At 59.7% G+C, this 15664-nt stretch carries 12 protein-coding genes; 7 read left to right on the top strand and 5 right to left on the bottom strand.

All coding sequences use genetic code 11. The annotated features are described in order from the left end of the window. The 6 genes from GSM73_RS26520 to GSM73_RS08065 form a co-directional block, all read left to right on the top strand. Positions 1-735 (top strand): aconitase X (locus GSM73_RS26520; RefSeq protein WP_218575650.1); only part of this gene is annotated, 735 nt, incomplete at its 5' end. After that, positions 732-1214 (top strand): aconitase X swivel domain-containing protein, encoded by a 483-nt coding sequence (locus GSM73_RS08085; protein ID WP_160892118.1) that lies wholly within the window; start codon positions 732-734, stop codon positions 1212-1214. The genes GSM73_RS26520 and GSM73_RS08085, both read left to right, overlap by 4 nt. A gap of 91 nt (positions 1215-1305) precedes the next feature. Next, positions 1306-2583: an FAD-dependent oxidoreductase gene (locus GSM73_RS08080; RefSeq protein ID WP_076384195.1), complete on the top strand. Its 1278-nt coding sequence runs from the start codon at positions 1306-1308 to the stop codon at positions 2581-2583. Positions 2584-2663: 80 nt separating this feature from the next. Further along, positions 2664-4028: an MFS transporter gene (locus tag GSM73_RS08075; protein WP_047225575.1), complete on the top strand. Its 1365-nt coding sequence runs from the start codon at positions 2664-2666 to the stop codon at positions 4026-4028. 119 nt (positions 4029-4147) lie between these two features. After that, complete coding sequence (locus GSM73_RS08070) at positions 4148-5377, top strand: OprD family porin (protein WP_076384193.1); 1230 nt, start codon at positions 4148-4150, stop codon at positions 5375-5377. Between the two features lie 52 nt (positions 5378-5429). Next, on the top strand, positions 5430-6794 hold the full coding sequence (locus tag GSM73_RS08065; protein WP_160892116.1) for an MFS transporter: 1365 nt from the start codon (positions 5430-5432) through the stop codon (positions 6792-6794). Between the two features lie 69 nt (positions 6795-6863). On the opposite strand, the gene GSM73_RS08060 is transcribed toward GSM73_RS08065, so the two are convergent. From GSM73_RS08060 to GSM73_RS08040, 5 genes are all read right to left on the bottom strand, one after another. Then, a complete protein-coding gene (locus GSM73_RS08060) occupies positions 6864-8105 on the bottom strand; it encodes a sodium:proton antiporter (RefSeq protein ID WP_160892114.1) in 1242 nt (413 codons plus the stop codon). An 83-nt stretch (positions 8106-8188) separates the two neighbouring features. Next, positions 8189-9475: a DUF2254 domain-containing protein gene (locus GSM73_RS08055; RefSeq protein ID WP_160892112.1), complete on the bottom strand. Its 1287-nt coding sequence runs from the start codon at positions 9473-9475 to the stop codon at positions 8189-8191. A gap of 67 nt (positions 9476-9542) precedes the next feature. Then, entirely contained in the window at positions 9543-11288 is a 1746-nt protein-coding gene (locus tag GSM73_RS08050; protein WP_160892110.1) for an OPT family oligopeptide transporter, read from the bottom strand. 193 nt (positions 11289-11481) lie between these two features. Beyond that, on the bottom strand, positions 11482-12177 hold the full coding sequence (locus GSM73_RS08045; protein WP_160892402.1) for a class I SAM-dependent methyltransferase: 696 nt from the start codon (positions 12175-12177) through the stop codon (positions 11482-11484). A gap of 647 nt (positions 12178-12824) precedes the next feature. Then, positions 12825-14195 (bottom strand): PLP-dependent aminotransferase family protein, encoded by a 1371-nt coding sequence (locus tag GSM73_RS08040; protein WP_160892108.1) that lies wholly within the window; start codon positions 14193-14195, stop codon positions 12825-12827. Between the two features lie 137 nt (positions 14196-14332). Between GSM73_RS08040 and GSM73_RS08035 the strand changes: the two genes are divergently transcribed. After that, positions 14333-15631 (top strand): hydroxymethylglutaryl-CoA reductase, degradative, encoded by a 1299-nt coding sequence (locus tag GSM73_RS08035; RefSeq protein WP_076384183.1) that lies wholly within the window; start codon positions 14333-14335, stop codon positions 15629-15631. The last annotated feature ends 33 nt before the right edge of the window (positions 15632-15664 follow it).

Raw genomic sequence — 15664 nt, 5'->3', positions numbered from 1 at the left:
CCCTATTGGGGCCTGCACATCGAGGAAAACCGTCGCGGTACCCACCTGATCCAGCTGGACATAGACGTGAGTACCACGGCGGACTGGGGATTGCTCGGCTACTGGGTCGGCGAGCAGGTGCAGGACCGCATCCCGGTCATCCAAGGCGTGAGTCACCAACCCAACCTGGCTCGCCTCAAGCACTTCGGGGCGGCGGCGGCTTCCAGCGGTGGGGTGGAGATGTATCACCTGGTTGGGGTGACGCCTGAAGCCCAAACCAGCGAGCAGGCGTTTGGCGCGTCCCCTCCCCTGGCCGCAATGCGCTTCGGCGAGGCCGAACGGCGCTGGGCCTACGAGCAAGTCAATATCACCGCTCGCGATGACGAGATTGACTTCGTGATGCTCGGTTGCCCGCACTACAGCCTCGAACAGATCTGGGAGGTCTGCCAATTGCTGGAAGGCCAACGCCTGAGTCCGAGTACCGAGCTCTGGATATTTACGGCGGCGTCGATCAAACAACTGGCCGACGTCGCCGGCTACACCCGCATCATCGAACAGGCCGGCGGGCATCTGATGACCGATACCTGCTCAGCCATTGGCAAGGTACTTCCCACGGGCACGCGGGTGGCGGCAGTCGATTCGGCCAAACAGGCGCACTACCTGCCGGCGATCATGGGTATCCAGGCGTGGTTCGGTAGCACCGCCGATTGCGTCCAGGCCGCCATCGAGGGCCGTTGGAAAGGAGTATTGAGATGAGCAAAACCTTCACCCTCAAAGGCCGCAAGGTCGTCGGCGGCTGTTTCGAAGGCGAGGCCCTGGTGACCCGGGACCGCATCTCCGGCTGGGGCGGTATCGACCCGCGCAGCGGCACCGTCATCGAGACCCGTCACGAACTCAAGGGCATCAGTTTCGCCGGCAAAGTGCTGGTGTTTCCCGGCGCCAAAGGCTCGTCCGGCTGGTCCTCGCAGTTCCATATCGCCCGTCTCGCCGGCGTAGCCCCTGGCGCCATGTTGTTCAACGAAATGACCGCAAAAATGGGCCTTGGCGCCGTGGTCGTCCATGCGCCCGCCATGACCGACTTCACCGAAGACCCGTTGAGCCGGATTCAAACCGGGGATTGGGTTCGCGTCGACGCCGACGCCGGGACCGTTGAAGTGACTCCGCGTCAGCTGCAAACCGATCAGTTCGTATCGCAACACCCGACCGGGTCGGAGCGAAGGCGAGACCTGTCGTAACCGGAATCTGCCAGCCGCAACAACCGCTCCCGTGACCCTTGGTCATCGGGCTCGGGATCGGCTGCCCTTTTTACATCTCAAAGGTAGTTTTATGGCTCATGTCATTCGCACGGTACGCCGTACCAGCGCCCCCACCGCTCAACGCTTGCAGGCCGACGTATGCATTGCCGGCGCGGGTATTTCCGGTATTTCCGCCGCTCTGGAGGCCGCTGCGCTCGGCAAACGCGTAGTGCTGTTCGATGCCCTGCCGATGCTCGGCGGTCAGGCGGTCGGCTCAATTATCGGGACCTTCTGCGGGCTGTTCTCCAATGGTCCGAACCGCCGGTTGCTGACCCACGGTATCGCCGACGATATCCTGCGTGACCTGGGCGCCTCGGGGGACTTGCACCAGGCCATTGGCCCCCTGACGACTGTTGTTTACTACGACGAAGTTGCCTTGGGTCGATGGATTGGCCAGAAAGTGCTCGACGCCGGGATCACCGTGGTGCTCGGTGCGGTGTTACGCGATGTCGTGCGCGAAGGTCCGCGGATCCGCGAAGTGGAACTGGCCACCCGCTACGGCGATGTGCGTGTCGCAGCCAACGGCTTTATCGACGCCAGCGGAGACGCGGCGTTAGCCTGGAATGCCGGACTTGCCTGTCGCGAGCCAGACACACCCATCTATGGCACCCAGATGTTCGTCCTTGAGCATATCAATGAAGCGCACTTGCCCACCCGCGCGCAGTTCACCGAACGGGTCAAACAAAAAGCCAAAAGCTACGGTATCGAACGCGACGACGGACTGTTCTTTCAGTTCCCCGGCCGTGGCACCGCAGCCTTCAACATGACTCACATCGAAACGCCTCTGGATCCGGTGGCCGCTTCCCATGTCGCGATCGCCGGACGCCAGCAGGTGGACCAGGTCATCAACTTCCTCAAGTCGGAATACCCCGAGGCCTACAGCAAGGCCAAGGTACGGGCGTACGCGCTGCCAGGTATTCGCCAGACCCGCTGGATCGTCGGACATCACCATCTGACGACTGACGAAGTGCGGGCGGCAACGATATTCCCGGATGCGGTAGCTCGCACCTCCTGGCCGGTGGAATTGCACGGCAATACCAGCGGTTACCAGTGGGAGCCCTTTGGTGACGATCACGTTCACAGTGTGCCGTTGCGCAGCATGCTTGCCCAAGGCAGCGATAACCTGGTCGTGGCCGGTCGCTGCATCGACGCCGATGCGGCCGCGCTGTCGAGTGTCCGGGTGATGGGCCCCTGTATCGCAATGGGGGCCGCTGCGGCCCACGCGCTGGACCTCGCGGGCCCCGATGGCAGGTTGAGTGATATACCTGCCCCGGCATTGCGCGAGCGGCTGGCATTCAATCTGGAATAGTGCTTAAAGCAGTTCGACGCGCCCACCATCCATAGGGGGCGCCACTCCAACAAAAATAAAAAATGCAGTGGAGAACGCACATGTCACAGTCCCGCACCCTGGACGTAGCGGCGCTTATAGAAGGTCGCAAACTTTCACGCTTCAACTACGTGGTGATTCTGGTCTCGGTTCTGATCACCTTCCTCGATGGTTTCGATTTGCTGGTGCTGTCGCACACGGCCTCCTACATTGCCGATGAGGTCGGTCTGGACAAGATCCAGCTGGGTGAGATTTTCTCCATCGGCCTGCTGGGAATGATGCTCGGTGGATTCTTCTTCGGCTACCTGGGTGACCGAATCGGGCGGCGTCCCACCATTCTTCTTTCCACCTGCTCATTTGGCGTGTTGACCTTGCTGTTTGCCTTGGCCAACAGCTATGAATCGCTGATGGTCCTGCGCTTTCTCAACGGCTTCGCCCTAGGTGCCATGCTGCCGTTGTGCTGGGCCTTGAACATTGAGTTCGTACCCAAGCGTTATCGCTCGACGGTGGTGACCATCATCATGGTCGGATTTAGCCTGGGCAGCGCGATGGCCGGCCCGATCACCGTCTGGCTGGCGCCGCATATCGGTTGGCAGGGCGTGTTCGTGTTCGGCGGTGTACTGACCCTGGCCGCCAGCGTGCTCCTGTTTTTCACCCTGCCCGAATCGGTGCGGTTTCTGGCCAGCAAACGCAAAGGCCCGGAAAAAATCACGGCAACGCTCAAGCGTATGGATTCGAGCCTGGATGTGCGACCGGGCGACCGCTTCGTCCTACTGGACGAGCCGGATCTGGGCCGCAAGGAATTTCGGGTCAGCCAGCTGTTTATCGGCCGCCTGAAATGGGTTACCCCGATGATCTGGCTGGGCTACTCCGCCAGTTCCATGGCCATGTACTTTCTCGCCTCGTGGAGTCCACTGGTCTATCAGTACGCAGGCTTTGACCGCGCGACAGCTTCGTGGGTCAGTTCGATCGCCTCGTTCAGCGGCGCAATGGCGGGCTTGGCGATGATGCGTTTCGTCGATACCCGCGGCCCTTACATGGTGATGATCTATCCGCTGCTGGCATTGCCTTTCCTGCTGGTATTGGGCATCACCGGCATGCAGGGCACCGCGTTCCTGATGCTGAGCCTGGTCGGGGCCGTGTTCGTCAAAGGCTCCCACTATGGAATCCTCAGTATCGCCGGAGTCTTCTACCCCAGCGCTATCCGGGCCAATGGCGCGGGCTGGGCCACCTCGATCGCCAAGATCGGCTCGATCCTCGGCCCATTGCTGGGGGCTTATGTACTGAACAGCGGAATGCCAGTGGTCAAGAGCTTCCTGGTCCTGGCCATATGTCCGGCAATGCTGGCCGCCTGTGCATTCGCAATCGGTCACCTGACCCGCCACGACCTTGCGGTGGATCCATTGCCCGCCCCGTCACAGACGTGACCGCCTGCCTCTGATTCACAACACCTTGAGCCACGCCTGCTGTGCCGCGTCGTCACCGACGCGGTCAGGCAAAACTCGCCCTGAATAATCGTATTCCCTCTCCTGAGAGCAATAAAAAAATGAACAGGAATCTAGCCATCTTCACCGCATTTGCCCTCTTCTGCCACGGCAGCTACGCCCAGGCAGACTTTCTCAAGGACAGCAGCGCGACGTTGACCACGCGCAATTTTTACCTCAATCGCGACTTTCGCCAGAGTGGCGCCCCCCAGGCCAAGGCCGAAGAATGGACCCAAGGTTTCTTCGCCGAACTTCAGTCTGGCTACACCGAAGGTACCGTTGGATTTGGTCTCGACGCCTTGGGTGAACTGGGGATCAAGCTCGACTCGGGCCGAGGTCGACGGGGCACCGCACTGTTGCCCTACGGGCCCGACAGCAACCAGCCTGTCGACGAGTACAGCGAACTGGGACTGACCGCCAAAATGCGTCTGTCCCAGACCCGGCTCAAGGTAGGAACCCTGATGCCGATTCACCCGCTGGCGTATTACAGCGACACCCGACTATTGCCCTCGACCTTCACCGGTGCCTACCTGACGTCGAGTGAAGTCGAGAACCTGACCGTCACCGCAGCGAGATTGACAGAGGCTAACGGTCGCGACTCCTCCAGTAATGACGACATCAGCTATGCCGGCCAGAGCAGCGATCATCTGGACCTGCTCGGCGGCGACTATACGCTGGGCAAGAACCTGACCCTGCGCTACCACCAGGGTGAACTGCAGGACATCTACCGCCAGCACTTTTCCGGAGTGATTCACGTCCTGCCACTGGGGGAAGGCATGAGCCTGCGCTCCGATTTGCGCTACGTCGACAGTAGCGACACAGGCGCGGCAAAAGCCGGGAAGATCGATAACCGCAACTTCAATGGCATGTTCACTTTGACCGTCGGGGCCCAGCGATTCGCCGCCGCGTTCCAGCACCTATCCGGAGACAGTGTGTTCCCCGTGATCGACACCGGTACGCCGTATGTGGCGAACCTCGTCACCTACAACTCCTTCACCAAAGCCAACGAAAAATCCTGGCAATTGCGTTACGAATATGACTTCGCCGCGCTTGGGATACCGGGCCTGACGTTCATGACCCGTTATGTGAAAGGCAGCGATATCCGCACCCGTACGGTCAACGACGGCAGTGAGTGGGAACGTGACACCGACCTGACCTACGTCTTCCAGAGCGGTGCCCTGGAGGGCCTGAACCTGCGCTGGCGCAACGTCACGTACCGCTCTGGGGATGGTCTGACCCAGCAGCTCGATGAAAATCGCTTGATCGTCGGTTACACCTGGAAACTGTGGTGAGTCCGGCAAGCCGGAACACGCTCACTTGGATCTTACTGTGCGGAGAGCAATCATGATCCCGTCACGCGCAATTGACGTCGCCGCCTTGATTGAGGGGCGCAGACTGTCGAGTTTCAACTATCTGATCATCTGTGTGTCGGTGCTGATCACCTTCCTCGATGGCTTCGACTTGCTGATGCTCTCCCACACCGCCGCCTACATGGCCGAGGACATTGGCCTGGATAAGTTGCAACTGGGCAACATCTTTTCCATAGGTTTGTTCGGCATGATGTTGGGTGGATTCTTTTTCGGTTATCTAGGTGACCGGATCGGCCGTCGCCCGACCATCATCCTGTCCACCAGCGCCTTTGGCCTGATGACGTTGCTGTTCACCTTGGCCGATAGCTACGCCTCGCTGCTGATCTTGCGCTTTCTCAATGGCTTTGCCTTGGGCGCCATGTTGCCACTCTGTTGGGCGCTGAATATCGAGTTTGTGCCCAAGCGTTACCGTGCAACCGTGATCACAATCATCATGGTTGGCTTCAGCCTGGGTGGCGCGGTTGCTGGCCCTCTAACCGTGTGGATGGCTCCCCACTATGGCTGGGCCAGTGTGTTCGCGCTGGGCGGCATCGCAACGTTGCTTTCCAGTGTGCTGTTGTTTTTCACCCTGCCAGAATCGGTGCGATTTCTGGTGAGCAAGCAAAGACGACCCGAAACCGTGGCGCGGATCCTCAGGCGCCTGGATCCGGACATCGATCTTCGCGCCGGGGACCGCTATTTTCTTGCCGATGAAATCGACATCGGTCACCGACCTTTCCGTGTCGGACAGTTGTTCATCGGCAAACTGAAATGGATCACTCCCATGATCTGGATTGGCTTTGGAGCAAGCTCCATGGCCATGTATTTTCTCGCCTCATGGAGCCCGCTGGTGTACCAGTACGCCGGCTTCGACCGGGCGACTGCATCATGGGTGAGCTCCTTCGCCTCGTTCAGCGGCGCCATGGCCGGGCTCGTATTGATGCGAGTGGTCGACACCCGGGGGCCCTACGCCGTGATGATCTATCCCCTGCTGTCATTACCTTTTCTGCTAGTCCTGGGCATTGGCGAACTGCAAGGAGACGCCTTTATTGCACTGAGCCTGATGGGCGCTATTTTCGTCAAAGGCAGCCACTACGGCATCACCAGCATCGCCGGGGTTTTCTACCCCAGTGCCATTCGCGGCAACGGCGCCGGATGGGCAGCATCAATGGGTAAGATCGGTTCTGTATGCGGACCGTTACTCGGGGCCTACGTGCTCAACAGCGGCATGCCCGTGGTGAAAAGCTTCGCAGTACTGGCTCTATGCCCTGCGGTACTTGGAGTGTGTGCCTATGTCGTGGCACGCATTGATCGGCGCTCAACCGTGAGCGCCGAGCTTCTGACCACATCGCAGCCCTAGAAACATTCAACGCAGCAGCGACGCAGGATCATGCAAGTCAAGGAGCCACGTCCACGACTTGCATGAGCGCTATTCGCCCGAGCAAGGAATCACGCGCTTGACCAGCTTACCGATGGTCATACCCTGGATCAGAATCGAAAACACCACGACCAGGTAGGTCATGCCAACCACGACGTCGCGAGCATCCCCCGGTGGCAACGACAATGCCAGGGCCACCGATATCCCGCCGCGCAGCCCACCCCACGTCAGCACGCTCCAGGAGCCTTCAGGTAACCGGAAACGCTGCCCCAGGACCGCTATCGGGACGCCTACCGTCAACAGACGCGAGAACAAGGTCAGCACGATCACCATCAAGCCCGTGACAATGAGCGGGCTGGTGAAGTGGATCAGAATCACTTCCAGACCGATCAGTACAAACAGGACCGCGTTGAGTATTTCGTCAATCAACTCCCAGAACATGTCCAGGTTTTTCTCGGTCTGCTCAGACATGGCATAAGAGCGTCCATGGTTACCGACGATCAACCCCATCACCACCATCGCCAGCGGGCCGGACACGTGCAAATGAGTGGCCAGGGCATATCCGCCGAGCACAGCGGCCAGGGTGATGAGCACCTCCTCCTGATAGCTGTCGATACTCTTGAGCATGCGGAACGTGACGTACCCAACAACCGCGCCCAAAAGCGCACCGCCGCCCGCCTCCTCCAGCAAGAGCCGCGAAACGCCGGTAACGGAGGGCGCGTCGCCACTGGCGATCATCGCCAGAATCAGTGAGAACAGCACAACGCTGACCCCATCGTTGAACAGCGACTCTCCGGAAATCACCAATTCCACGCTACTTGGAGCACCGGCGGATTTCAGAATGCCCATGACCGCAATCGGATCGGTGGGTGAAATCAGCGCACCGAACACCAGGCAGTAGGCAAGCGGCAACTCCAGGTCGGTAAAAGACAGCAGCCACCGTAGCCCGAAGCCGATGAACAGCGTCGACACAGTCGTGCCAACCACAGCCAGGGACGCCACCTGCCATCGATAGGCGCGCAGTTGCGACAAGTCGACATGCAGGGCCCCCGCGAACAGCAGCAATGACAGCATGCCCTCCATCAGCAACTCGGAGAAGTCGATGGACTCCACCAGTGATTGCTCAAGCGTGTGCAGGGAGTGAAAGCCCAGCGCATCGGAGGCCATGTTCAATAACGATAAGCCCAAGGCAATACCCATCACGCCAATGGCCGGGGGTAGCCCTACGTAGCGCCGATTGAGGTAAGCGAGTACTGCTGTGATACAGAGGAATATTGCAATAATGTCTAGCATTGGGCAGAGGGGTCCATTGGGTACATTTCAAGTGCGGCTAACGTTGCGTTCACAAAGCGCTGCGCCTGGCACCGACAAAAAAACTAAGCCGTTGCGCAAACAAGCCTTGCGGCAAGCGCTCTGAGCCGCTGCTTCTCTTCATCGAGCACCAACGCGGCATCGGCTCGCGCGAGCAAGCGATCAGCCTGCCTGGTCGCGGCTGCGCTGAACAATCCAGGATTGATCTGGCTGAGAGCAATCAGCGCCTTCATCATCCGAATATCCACTTCGACAATGCCGGCGCCATCTCTGGCAATGGGACCAAAAAAATCATCAAACAGGTCGTCAACGTTCAGGCCATGCAGGAACACACGGTCACATTCCGGTTGCGTTACCGCTTCATGAAGCTCAAACGTGCCCCAGCAGGCCAGGCTGCGAACACCACGGCCCAGCACGTCAATGGCCGTTCCGGAGTCGTTGACCGCACTTGATAAAGCCCGTGAGGCGATTTCCGAAAGCACTGACAGCCCGAAACGCGGATCATGTTCAAAGGTTCGTCGAACGCCGATGCTCAGGCAGGCGAGAACTTTACTGGCGAGCGGGTCGTCCCCGTCGAGCCCTTCCTCGCTGGCTCGCGCGATATGGACAAGCGGCATACCCGGGTGGACAAAACTTCCGGGCAAGATCTCCAGGAATAACTGCGCCTCGCAACCCCTGGCAACCTCATTGAGTGCCTGTACATCGATATGCTGGACATAACCGGTGGTGCCGCTGACGACCGGTCGCGCAGACGACGGCAAGACCCAGCCGTCGGGGTATGCACAACCGCCAAGAAACGGCCATCGAACTCGATGGTTGATCGCGGCGATGGTCGCCTTCTCTACGCGATCAATCGTCTCGCCGACCCGCCCCAGTTTGGACAGATGATTGATCCAGCGCAAAAGCATGTACACGATCAGAATCACCACGCCGATCGTCACTGCGAACAGCAAGACGCGCCCTTGCCCGCCGTAAGCGCCGGTACTCAGCGCGATAATGCCGACCAGACTGAACAAGAAAGAGCCGATAAAAGTGGCGAGTGCGTTCTGCGTCGTGGTGTCTTCAATCACCAGCGTTGTGGCACGGGGCGTGGCGCCCGTACTTGCTGCGCCATACGCCGCAACCATGATGCTCAAAGAGAAGGTGGTCACCGCGAGCATGCTGGAAGCGATGATGCCAAGGATGTTGTCGACGGCATCGGCGCCTATCCGGGCAGACAAGGAGAACGGAATCCATTCCTTGAGCGCGATGGCCAGCAACGCCGTGACCACGCCCAGCAGCGAAAACAACGTAGCCTTGAACCACAGCTGTTTAGTCAGCTGCGTCAACAGCCAGCGCCAGCGAGCAATCATGTTGTCTCCTTCTCAGTACGGTTGCAGGCGGGAAAATACCCGCTCATTCATGCGTGCCGGTTTGAGATCATCCGCCATTCCCAACCATCTGCCACAACGACGCCCCCACCCCGGTAATGCTCTCCCCAGCAATCAACCCCGCCGCCGCGGTAATGGCAAAACGTTCTGTAAGGCTCGCCCAGCGGCAGCTCACCAGCCAGGTGAGTACCGCGCCGAAGGCCATCATCAGCGACACCGAGGCCGGCAAGACGAACGCCAGGCCCAAAGCCGCCGTGCTTGGCAAATAACGGGCCCGGTGGGTGGGCAGTACGCTGTCGAGAATCCCCAGCAACAAGCCGGCCACGGCGCCGATGATGACCGCCCAGCGAATGCTTGCTGACAGCGAGTCCAGCCCCAGGGTCAGGGTTTGCGCCACGGCTTTCCAGGTAGCGACCGCCGGGGCCGGCCACTCTTGGGTGAGCAGCATCGATTGTGGGTCGGGGATCAGGGCCAGGTAGGCCAATACCCCAACGATGCTTCCAACGAAAATCCCCAGGGTCTGGGCGATCAACTGCTTGTGGGGTGTGGCGCCAATCGCCCGGCCCACCTTGAAGTCGTTCATCAAGTCCGTGCATTGCCCAGCCGAACCGCCCGCGGTGTTGGCGCTCATCAAATTGATCGGCACCTGCCCCGGGGCGACGATGCCAAAACTCAGTTGGGACAATTGTCCGATGGCGCCGATGGGCGCAATGCCCGTGGCCCCCACCACCCGGGCGGCCACGGCGGCCAGGCAGATGGCCAAGGGAATGGTCAACAACGCCATCCAGGGGTTGATACCAAACAACAGCGCTTGCAGGCTCACCACCAACACGATAGCCACCAGGAAACCGCTGGCAGGTCCGGTCTTGGGCACCACCCAAGTCGTCCCGCCGCCCGCCTTGGTGGACTTGTGCAATGCCCACAAGCGAATCGCCAAAGAGGTCAGGGTCGAGCAGACCATCAGACTCACGCCCGGCCACAGCAGCCACTCCACCAACGCCGCGAACTGCGGGCCACTGCTGTCCGGCGGCAGTTGCACCAAGCCTTGCTCCAGCAGCCACGGCGCCAATCCACCCCACGCCAACAAGGCGCCAAGCAGCAGGGTCAGGCCAACGCGAATCCCGATGATCCCGCCGAAACCCACCAACAACAGCGAAGGGTCCGCGGTAAACGTCAGGCGTTCCAACTGCGGGGTCGGCGACCAGCGCGGGAAAACCCAGATGAAGGTATCGACCCACTTGACCAGCCCGGACAGCAGCGCAGCGCTGAGCAGCACCTTCAAGCGCTTCGCCGCTTCGTGGCCCTGGTTGTATATGTGCAGAAGGGTCTCCAGGGTCGCCATGCCTTCGGGGAATTTCAGTGCTTTGTCATTGAGCAGCGAGGGTCGCAGGTACCAGGCGATCCAGATCCCCAGGAAGCTCACCGAGAACACCCAGGCGATCATCGGGATGACGTCCAACTGTTGACCGGTCAATAAGGTGTAGGCCGGGATGGGCGCAACCAGCCCACCGGAAATGATTGACGCTGCGGCCGAGGCCACGGTCTGGTTGATGTTGCTTTCGTGCAGCGTCCAGGGCTGTTGAGCGGCCGAACGCTTGGCCAGGCCTTGCCAGATGCCATAGCCGATCAGCAAGGCAATGATCGACATGTTGAACGACCAGCCAATCTTGAGGCCGGCGTACACATTGGAAGGCGTCAACAGGACACCGATCACGATTCCCGTACTGACCGCTCGCAGGCTCAGCTCACGTTCGACAGGGTAATCCAGGGCGATGGTTGGCGAGGTTGGGTGCATGCGAATTCCTTATCGGCAATGAGACAGCGCGATCACTCAACGCGGCGACTTAACAAGTGAGCGCTGCATGGGCGGAAGGTTCACATGACAGGGGCAAGCCCTTGCGAGCGCTTAACGCTCATATCGAAGTTTTCCGGGGGCGGTGACGAGGTCGACGAGGGATGATTGCTTCGTTATTTTCCGAGTACCGGACTCAGGCCAGCAGCTCGGTGATCCAGCGGGTTTGCAAAGCGATGTCCTGCACCTTCTGCTCGGGCACGGCTTGTCGCGCCCGGGCGAAGTGAGTCAGGGTCCGCTGTTTGAGGCGCAGCATGCGCTGCCACTTGGCCAGGAACGCCGGGCTGCGGGCGCGCATCTGCAATGGCCCGAAGTACAGCTCCTGCGCGGTGTACGTCACCGGGCCGGCGCGCTCGGCGACGATGATTTCGTAGTAGAAGCGGTTTTCCCGCAGCACTTCTTCGAAGCAGATGCGATAACCATTTTCCATCAGCCATTGACGCAGTGGCTGCTCGCCGCCGTTGGGCTGCAGGATCAGCCGTTCCTCACCGCTCAGGCGCGCCTTGCCGCCAGCGAGAATGTCGCGGATCGTCTCGCCGCCCATGCCGCACAGGCTGACTGCCGTGATCCCGTCTCCGGGCTCGATCGCCGCCAGGCCGTCGGCCAGGCGGACAATGACCTGCTGGGTAAAACCGTTCTCGCGCACGGTGCGTTCAGCCGAACGAAACGGCGTCAACGCCACCTCGCCAGCCACCGCCGCTGCGATCACACCACGGCGCATCAATGCCACCGGCAGGTAGCCGTGCTCAGAGCCGATATCGGCCAGGCGCGCACCTGCGGGTATATGCGCGGCCACACGCTCCAGGCGCTGGGACAATGTCTGTTCGTTCAACGCCTGCTCCTGTTCAATACCGTTGCCCACGGTCCCGTCTTGTATTCGCCTTGGAGCGCGTGACCGCTCAAAAATCACGCGCGCACCTTAAACTCGGACTGTTCCCATTTCAATCTTTTCGAGTGAGCCGCGCTACCGCCCACGCTCCTTTGCCACGCAGCTTTTCCCATAGGGAATACCCACTGAAGCGGCAAAAAACGCCAACGAATTGGCGTCGAAAAATCCAAATCTGAATAAACCTGAACTAACGACATTTTTCCGACGATTGGCCCGTGCAAGCCATTGCTGGGGATTTGAATGCAGGCTCATCATCCGTCTGTCACAGCCAGCATTTTCAGGCCTGACGCAGATGTATTAATCGCATCGCTCTATAGGAGCATTCAGGATGATGACTGTTTATTTTGTGGTTATGGCTATCTGCAGCGGCGTGGAAGGTTGTGTAGAAGAGCGAAAGCCGGGGCCGACTTACGCGTCCAGGGCTGTGTGCATGGACTCAGCCAGGACGATGGCGCCGCGCAAAGGCGTGAAATTCAAATGTCGCAGTGAACGCCTATGGGTGCCTGTTGAGGCGCGCGGTGTGAATCGGCACGAAAGCGTGGTCTCGACCGGAACGCAAACCCAGCCTTAGCAGCATGAGTGGTGAGCCCTCAGCCACTCAACTCGGCTTTAAGCAACGGGTCATTCAGGTAGGCGACATTCAATCTGGTCCAGGGATTTATACGCGACTGCTCCGGTGAAAAAATATGGCCGGGAGCAATCATGAATCCCTTCGGCAGTAGTTGCCGGGTCAGCTCCCTGGCGTCGTCAATGTGGGCGAACCTGGCCCACAAATACAGACTCTGCTCTGGCCGAAAGAACACCTCGGCGCCGATCTCATCGAGCATCTGCAAACCTGCCGCAGTGGCACTCTTGAGTCGCTCCTGGAGGCGGATCTGATGTCGCAGAAAATGCCCCTCGGTCAGGATGACATCGATGGTTCGCTCACACAGCTCCGAGGTGCTGGTATGCAGGAGCATTTTCAGATCACCCAGTTCATCGATGACGTCCTTGCTCCCGGCGATAAACCCCACCCTCAATGCCGCAGAAACCGATTTGGAAAAACTGCCCACGTACAGTGAACGGTTCAACTGATCCAGTGCAGACACCTTGATGGCCGACGCGGGTTTGAAATCTGCCAAAGCGTCGTCGTCCACCAGAATGAAGTTGTGCTCATGGGCCAACTGAACCAGTCGATGAGCCTTGCCGGGGGAAATATCGGAGCCCGTCGGATTGTGCCCAACCGACTGAAGGAAGAACAATTTCGGTTTGTGCAACAGAAGATGCTGCTCCAGCACTTGCAGGTCCGGCCCGTCCGGCAATCGGGGTACGGATAACATTCGCGCCCCTTGCAGTTGCAGCTTGCCGAACAGCGGGTAATAACCCGGGTCTTCGACGAAAACGTAATCTGCGGGGGCAATGAAGCGGCGGATGATCAGATCCAGTGCGTGATTGGCCCCATGGGTCGTGACGATTTGCCGAGCACTGGCGGTAATCGAATAGCTCGCCAGTTTTTGCACCAGGTGTTGACGAAGTGCAGCATTGCCCAGCCGGTTGCCGTAGCGAAAGAGCGTGGTCACCCCCATGCGCATGATCTGACGGGTGAACTTGTCCAATCGCAGATCCATCAGCCACTCTACGGGCGGAAAACCTTCCCCAAGCGGCGAATGACCCGGCTCACGGACAAATTGCTGGCGCATGAGCCAGATGGTGTCCATCGCCCGGGTAAAGGGCAGCGGCTCTTCCGGTTCGCTGCTGCTCGGGGCGCCTCGTGTCACGAAGAAGCCCTGCCCGTGACGCGCCTCGACCAGTCCTTGGGAGGCCAGCGATTCATAAGCGTTGATCACTGTGTTTTTCGAATGACCAAACAAGCGCATGCATTCGCGCAGGGACGGCAAACGGTCGCCCACTCGGTAGGTACCGTTGCCGATCTGCGTCACCAAGGCGGCCGTCAGCTCTTGGGCAAGCGTCAGTCGCGCCATTGTACGAAGTCCTGGATGAATTATTCGCAGAGGGTACAGCTTAGGTACTGTCTGTCCAAACTGTACCTTTTTTGCCAGGACACATACGCATAGGGTGGCAGGCATTCGAAAACAATAACTGCAACTGGATTGCTACCATGAGTATCGACTCCCGCCTCCCGATGTTCCGCAGCCTGTCGCCCGCCGAACGCCTGAGCCACTTGCAACAACTGCTTGAGCTTGCAGAAGATGACGTTGCCCTACTCCGCGACGCTGGCGCCCTGCCCCTGGAAATAGCCGATGGCATGATTGAGAACGTCATCGGAAAATTTGAGTTGCCCTACGCTGTGGCGAGCAACTTCCAGATCAATGGACGCGACGTCATCGTGCCGTTGGTCGTCGAGGAGCCTTCGGTGGTCGCCGCCGCCTCGTTCATGGCCAAACTGGCGCGCGAAGCCGGTGGTTTTCAGACCTCCAGCTCGCTGCCGCTGATGCGCGCGCAAGTGCAGATCGTGGAAATCGACGATCCCTTCAATGCCCGTTTGAGTCTGTTGCGCCGCAAGGACGAAATCATCGAACTGGCCAACCGCAAGGATCAACTGCTGAACCAGCTGGGTGGAGGTTGCCGCGACATCGAAGTGCATACCTTCGCCCAGAGCCCTCGCGGCCCCATGCTGGTCGCCCACCTTATCGTGGATGTACGCGATGCGATGGGAGCCAATACCGTGAACACGATGGCTGAAGCGGTGGCCCCGCTGATGGAGCAGATTACCGGCGGCAAGGTACGGCTGCGCATTCTGTCGAACCTCGCCGACCTGCGGCTTGCCCGGGCCCAGATCCGCATTGCACCTGAACATCTCACCACCAAGGCCTACAAGGGCGAGGACGTCATTGAAGGCATCCTCGATGCTTACAACTTTGCGGTCGTCGATCCCTATCGTGCAGCCACTCACAACAAGGGCATCATGAACGGCATCGACCCTTTGATCGTCGCCACCGGCAACGACTGGCGCGCGGTGGAAGCCGGGGCACACGCCTATGCCTGTCGCAACGGGCATTACGGTTCACTGACGACCTGGGAGAAAGATTGCAAGGGCCATCTGGTGGGAACGCTGGAAATGCCCATGCCCGTCGGCCTGGTCGGCGGCGCGACCAAGACTCACCCGCTGGCGCAACTGTCGTTACGCATCCTGAGAGTGAAGAGCGCTCAGGAACTTGCCGAGATAGCCGTGGCGGTCGGCCTCGCGCAAAACCTGGGCGCATTGCGGGCGCTGTCTACCGAGGGGATACAACGCGGGCACATGGCTTTGCATGCACGCAACATTGCGCTTTCGGCGGGGGCCAGAGGCGATGAGGTCAATTGGCTGGTCGCGCAGATGGTCGAAGCCCGGGACGTGCGCTCGGACAAAGCCGCTGAGCTGCTTGAGCAAAAACGCGCGCAGGAGTCGGGCTCGTAGTCACGAACTCAACCACATCTCTTCACGTTCATA

It is taken from the genome of Pseudomonas sp. PICF6 (genome assembly GCF_009831705.1).
Classification (GTDB): domain Bacteria; phylum Pseudomonadota; class Gammaproteobacteria; order Pseudomonadales; family Pseudomonadaceae; genus Aquipseudomonas; species Aquipseudomonas rhizophila.
This window is presented reverse-complemented; position numbering and strand designations above follow the sequence as displayed.

What these genes read in the sequence shown, in the direction of transcription:
- GSM73_RS08085 (WP_160892118.1), top strand. Translation starts at nt 732, where the DNA reads ATGAGCAAAACCTTCACCCTCAAAGGCCGCAAGGTCGTCGGCGGCTGT.
- GSM73_RS08080 (WP_076384195.1), top strand. Translation starts at nt 1,306, where the DNA reads ATGGCTCATGTCATTCGCACGGTACGCCGTACCAGCGCCCCCACCGCT.
- GSM73_RS08075 (WP_047225575.1), top strand. Translation starts at nt 2,664, where the DNA reads ATGTCACAGTCCCGCACCCTGGACGTAGCGGCGCTTATAGAAGGTCGC.
- GSM73_RS08070 (WP_076384193.1), top strand. Translation starts at nt 4,148, where the DNA reads ATGAACAGGAATCTAGCCATCTTCACCGCATTTGCCCTCTTCTGCCAC.
- GSM73_RS08065 (WP_160892116.1), top strand. Translation starts at nt 5,430, where the DNA reads ATGATCCCGTCACGCGCAATTGACGTCGCCGCCTTGATTGAGGGGCGC.
- GSM73_RS08060 (WP_160892114.1), bottom strand. Translation starts at nt 8,105, where the DNA reads ATGCTAGACATTATTGCAATATTCCTCTGTATCACAGCAGTACTCGCT.
- GSM73_RS08055 (WP_160892112.1), bottom strand. Translation starts at nt 9,475, where the DNA reads ATGATTGCTCGCTGGCGCTGGCTGTTGACGCAGCTGACTAAACAGCTG.
- GSM73_RS08050 (WP_160892110.1), bottom strand. Translation starts at nt 11,288, where the DNA reads ATGCACCCAACCTCGCCAACCATCGCCCTGGATTACCCTGTCGAACGT.
- GSM73_RS08040 (WP_160892108.1), bottom strand. Translation starts at nt 14,195, where the DNA reads ATGGCGCGACTGACGCTTGCCCAAGAGCTGACGGCCGCCTTGGTGACG.
- GSM73_RS08035 (WP_076384183.1), top strand. Translation starts at nt 14,333, where the DNA reads ATGAGTATCGACTCCCGCCTCCCGATGTTCCGCAGCCTGTCGCCCGCC.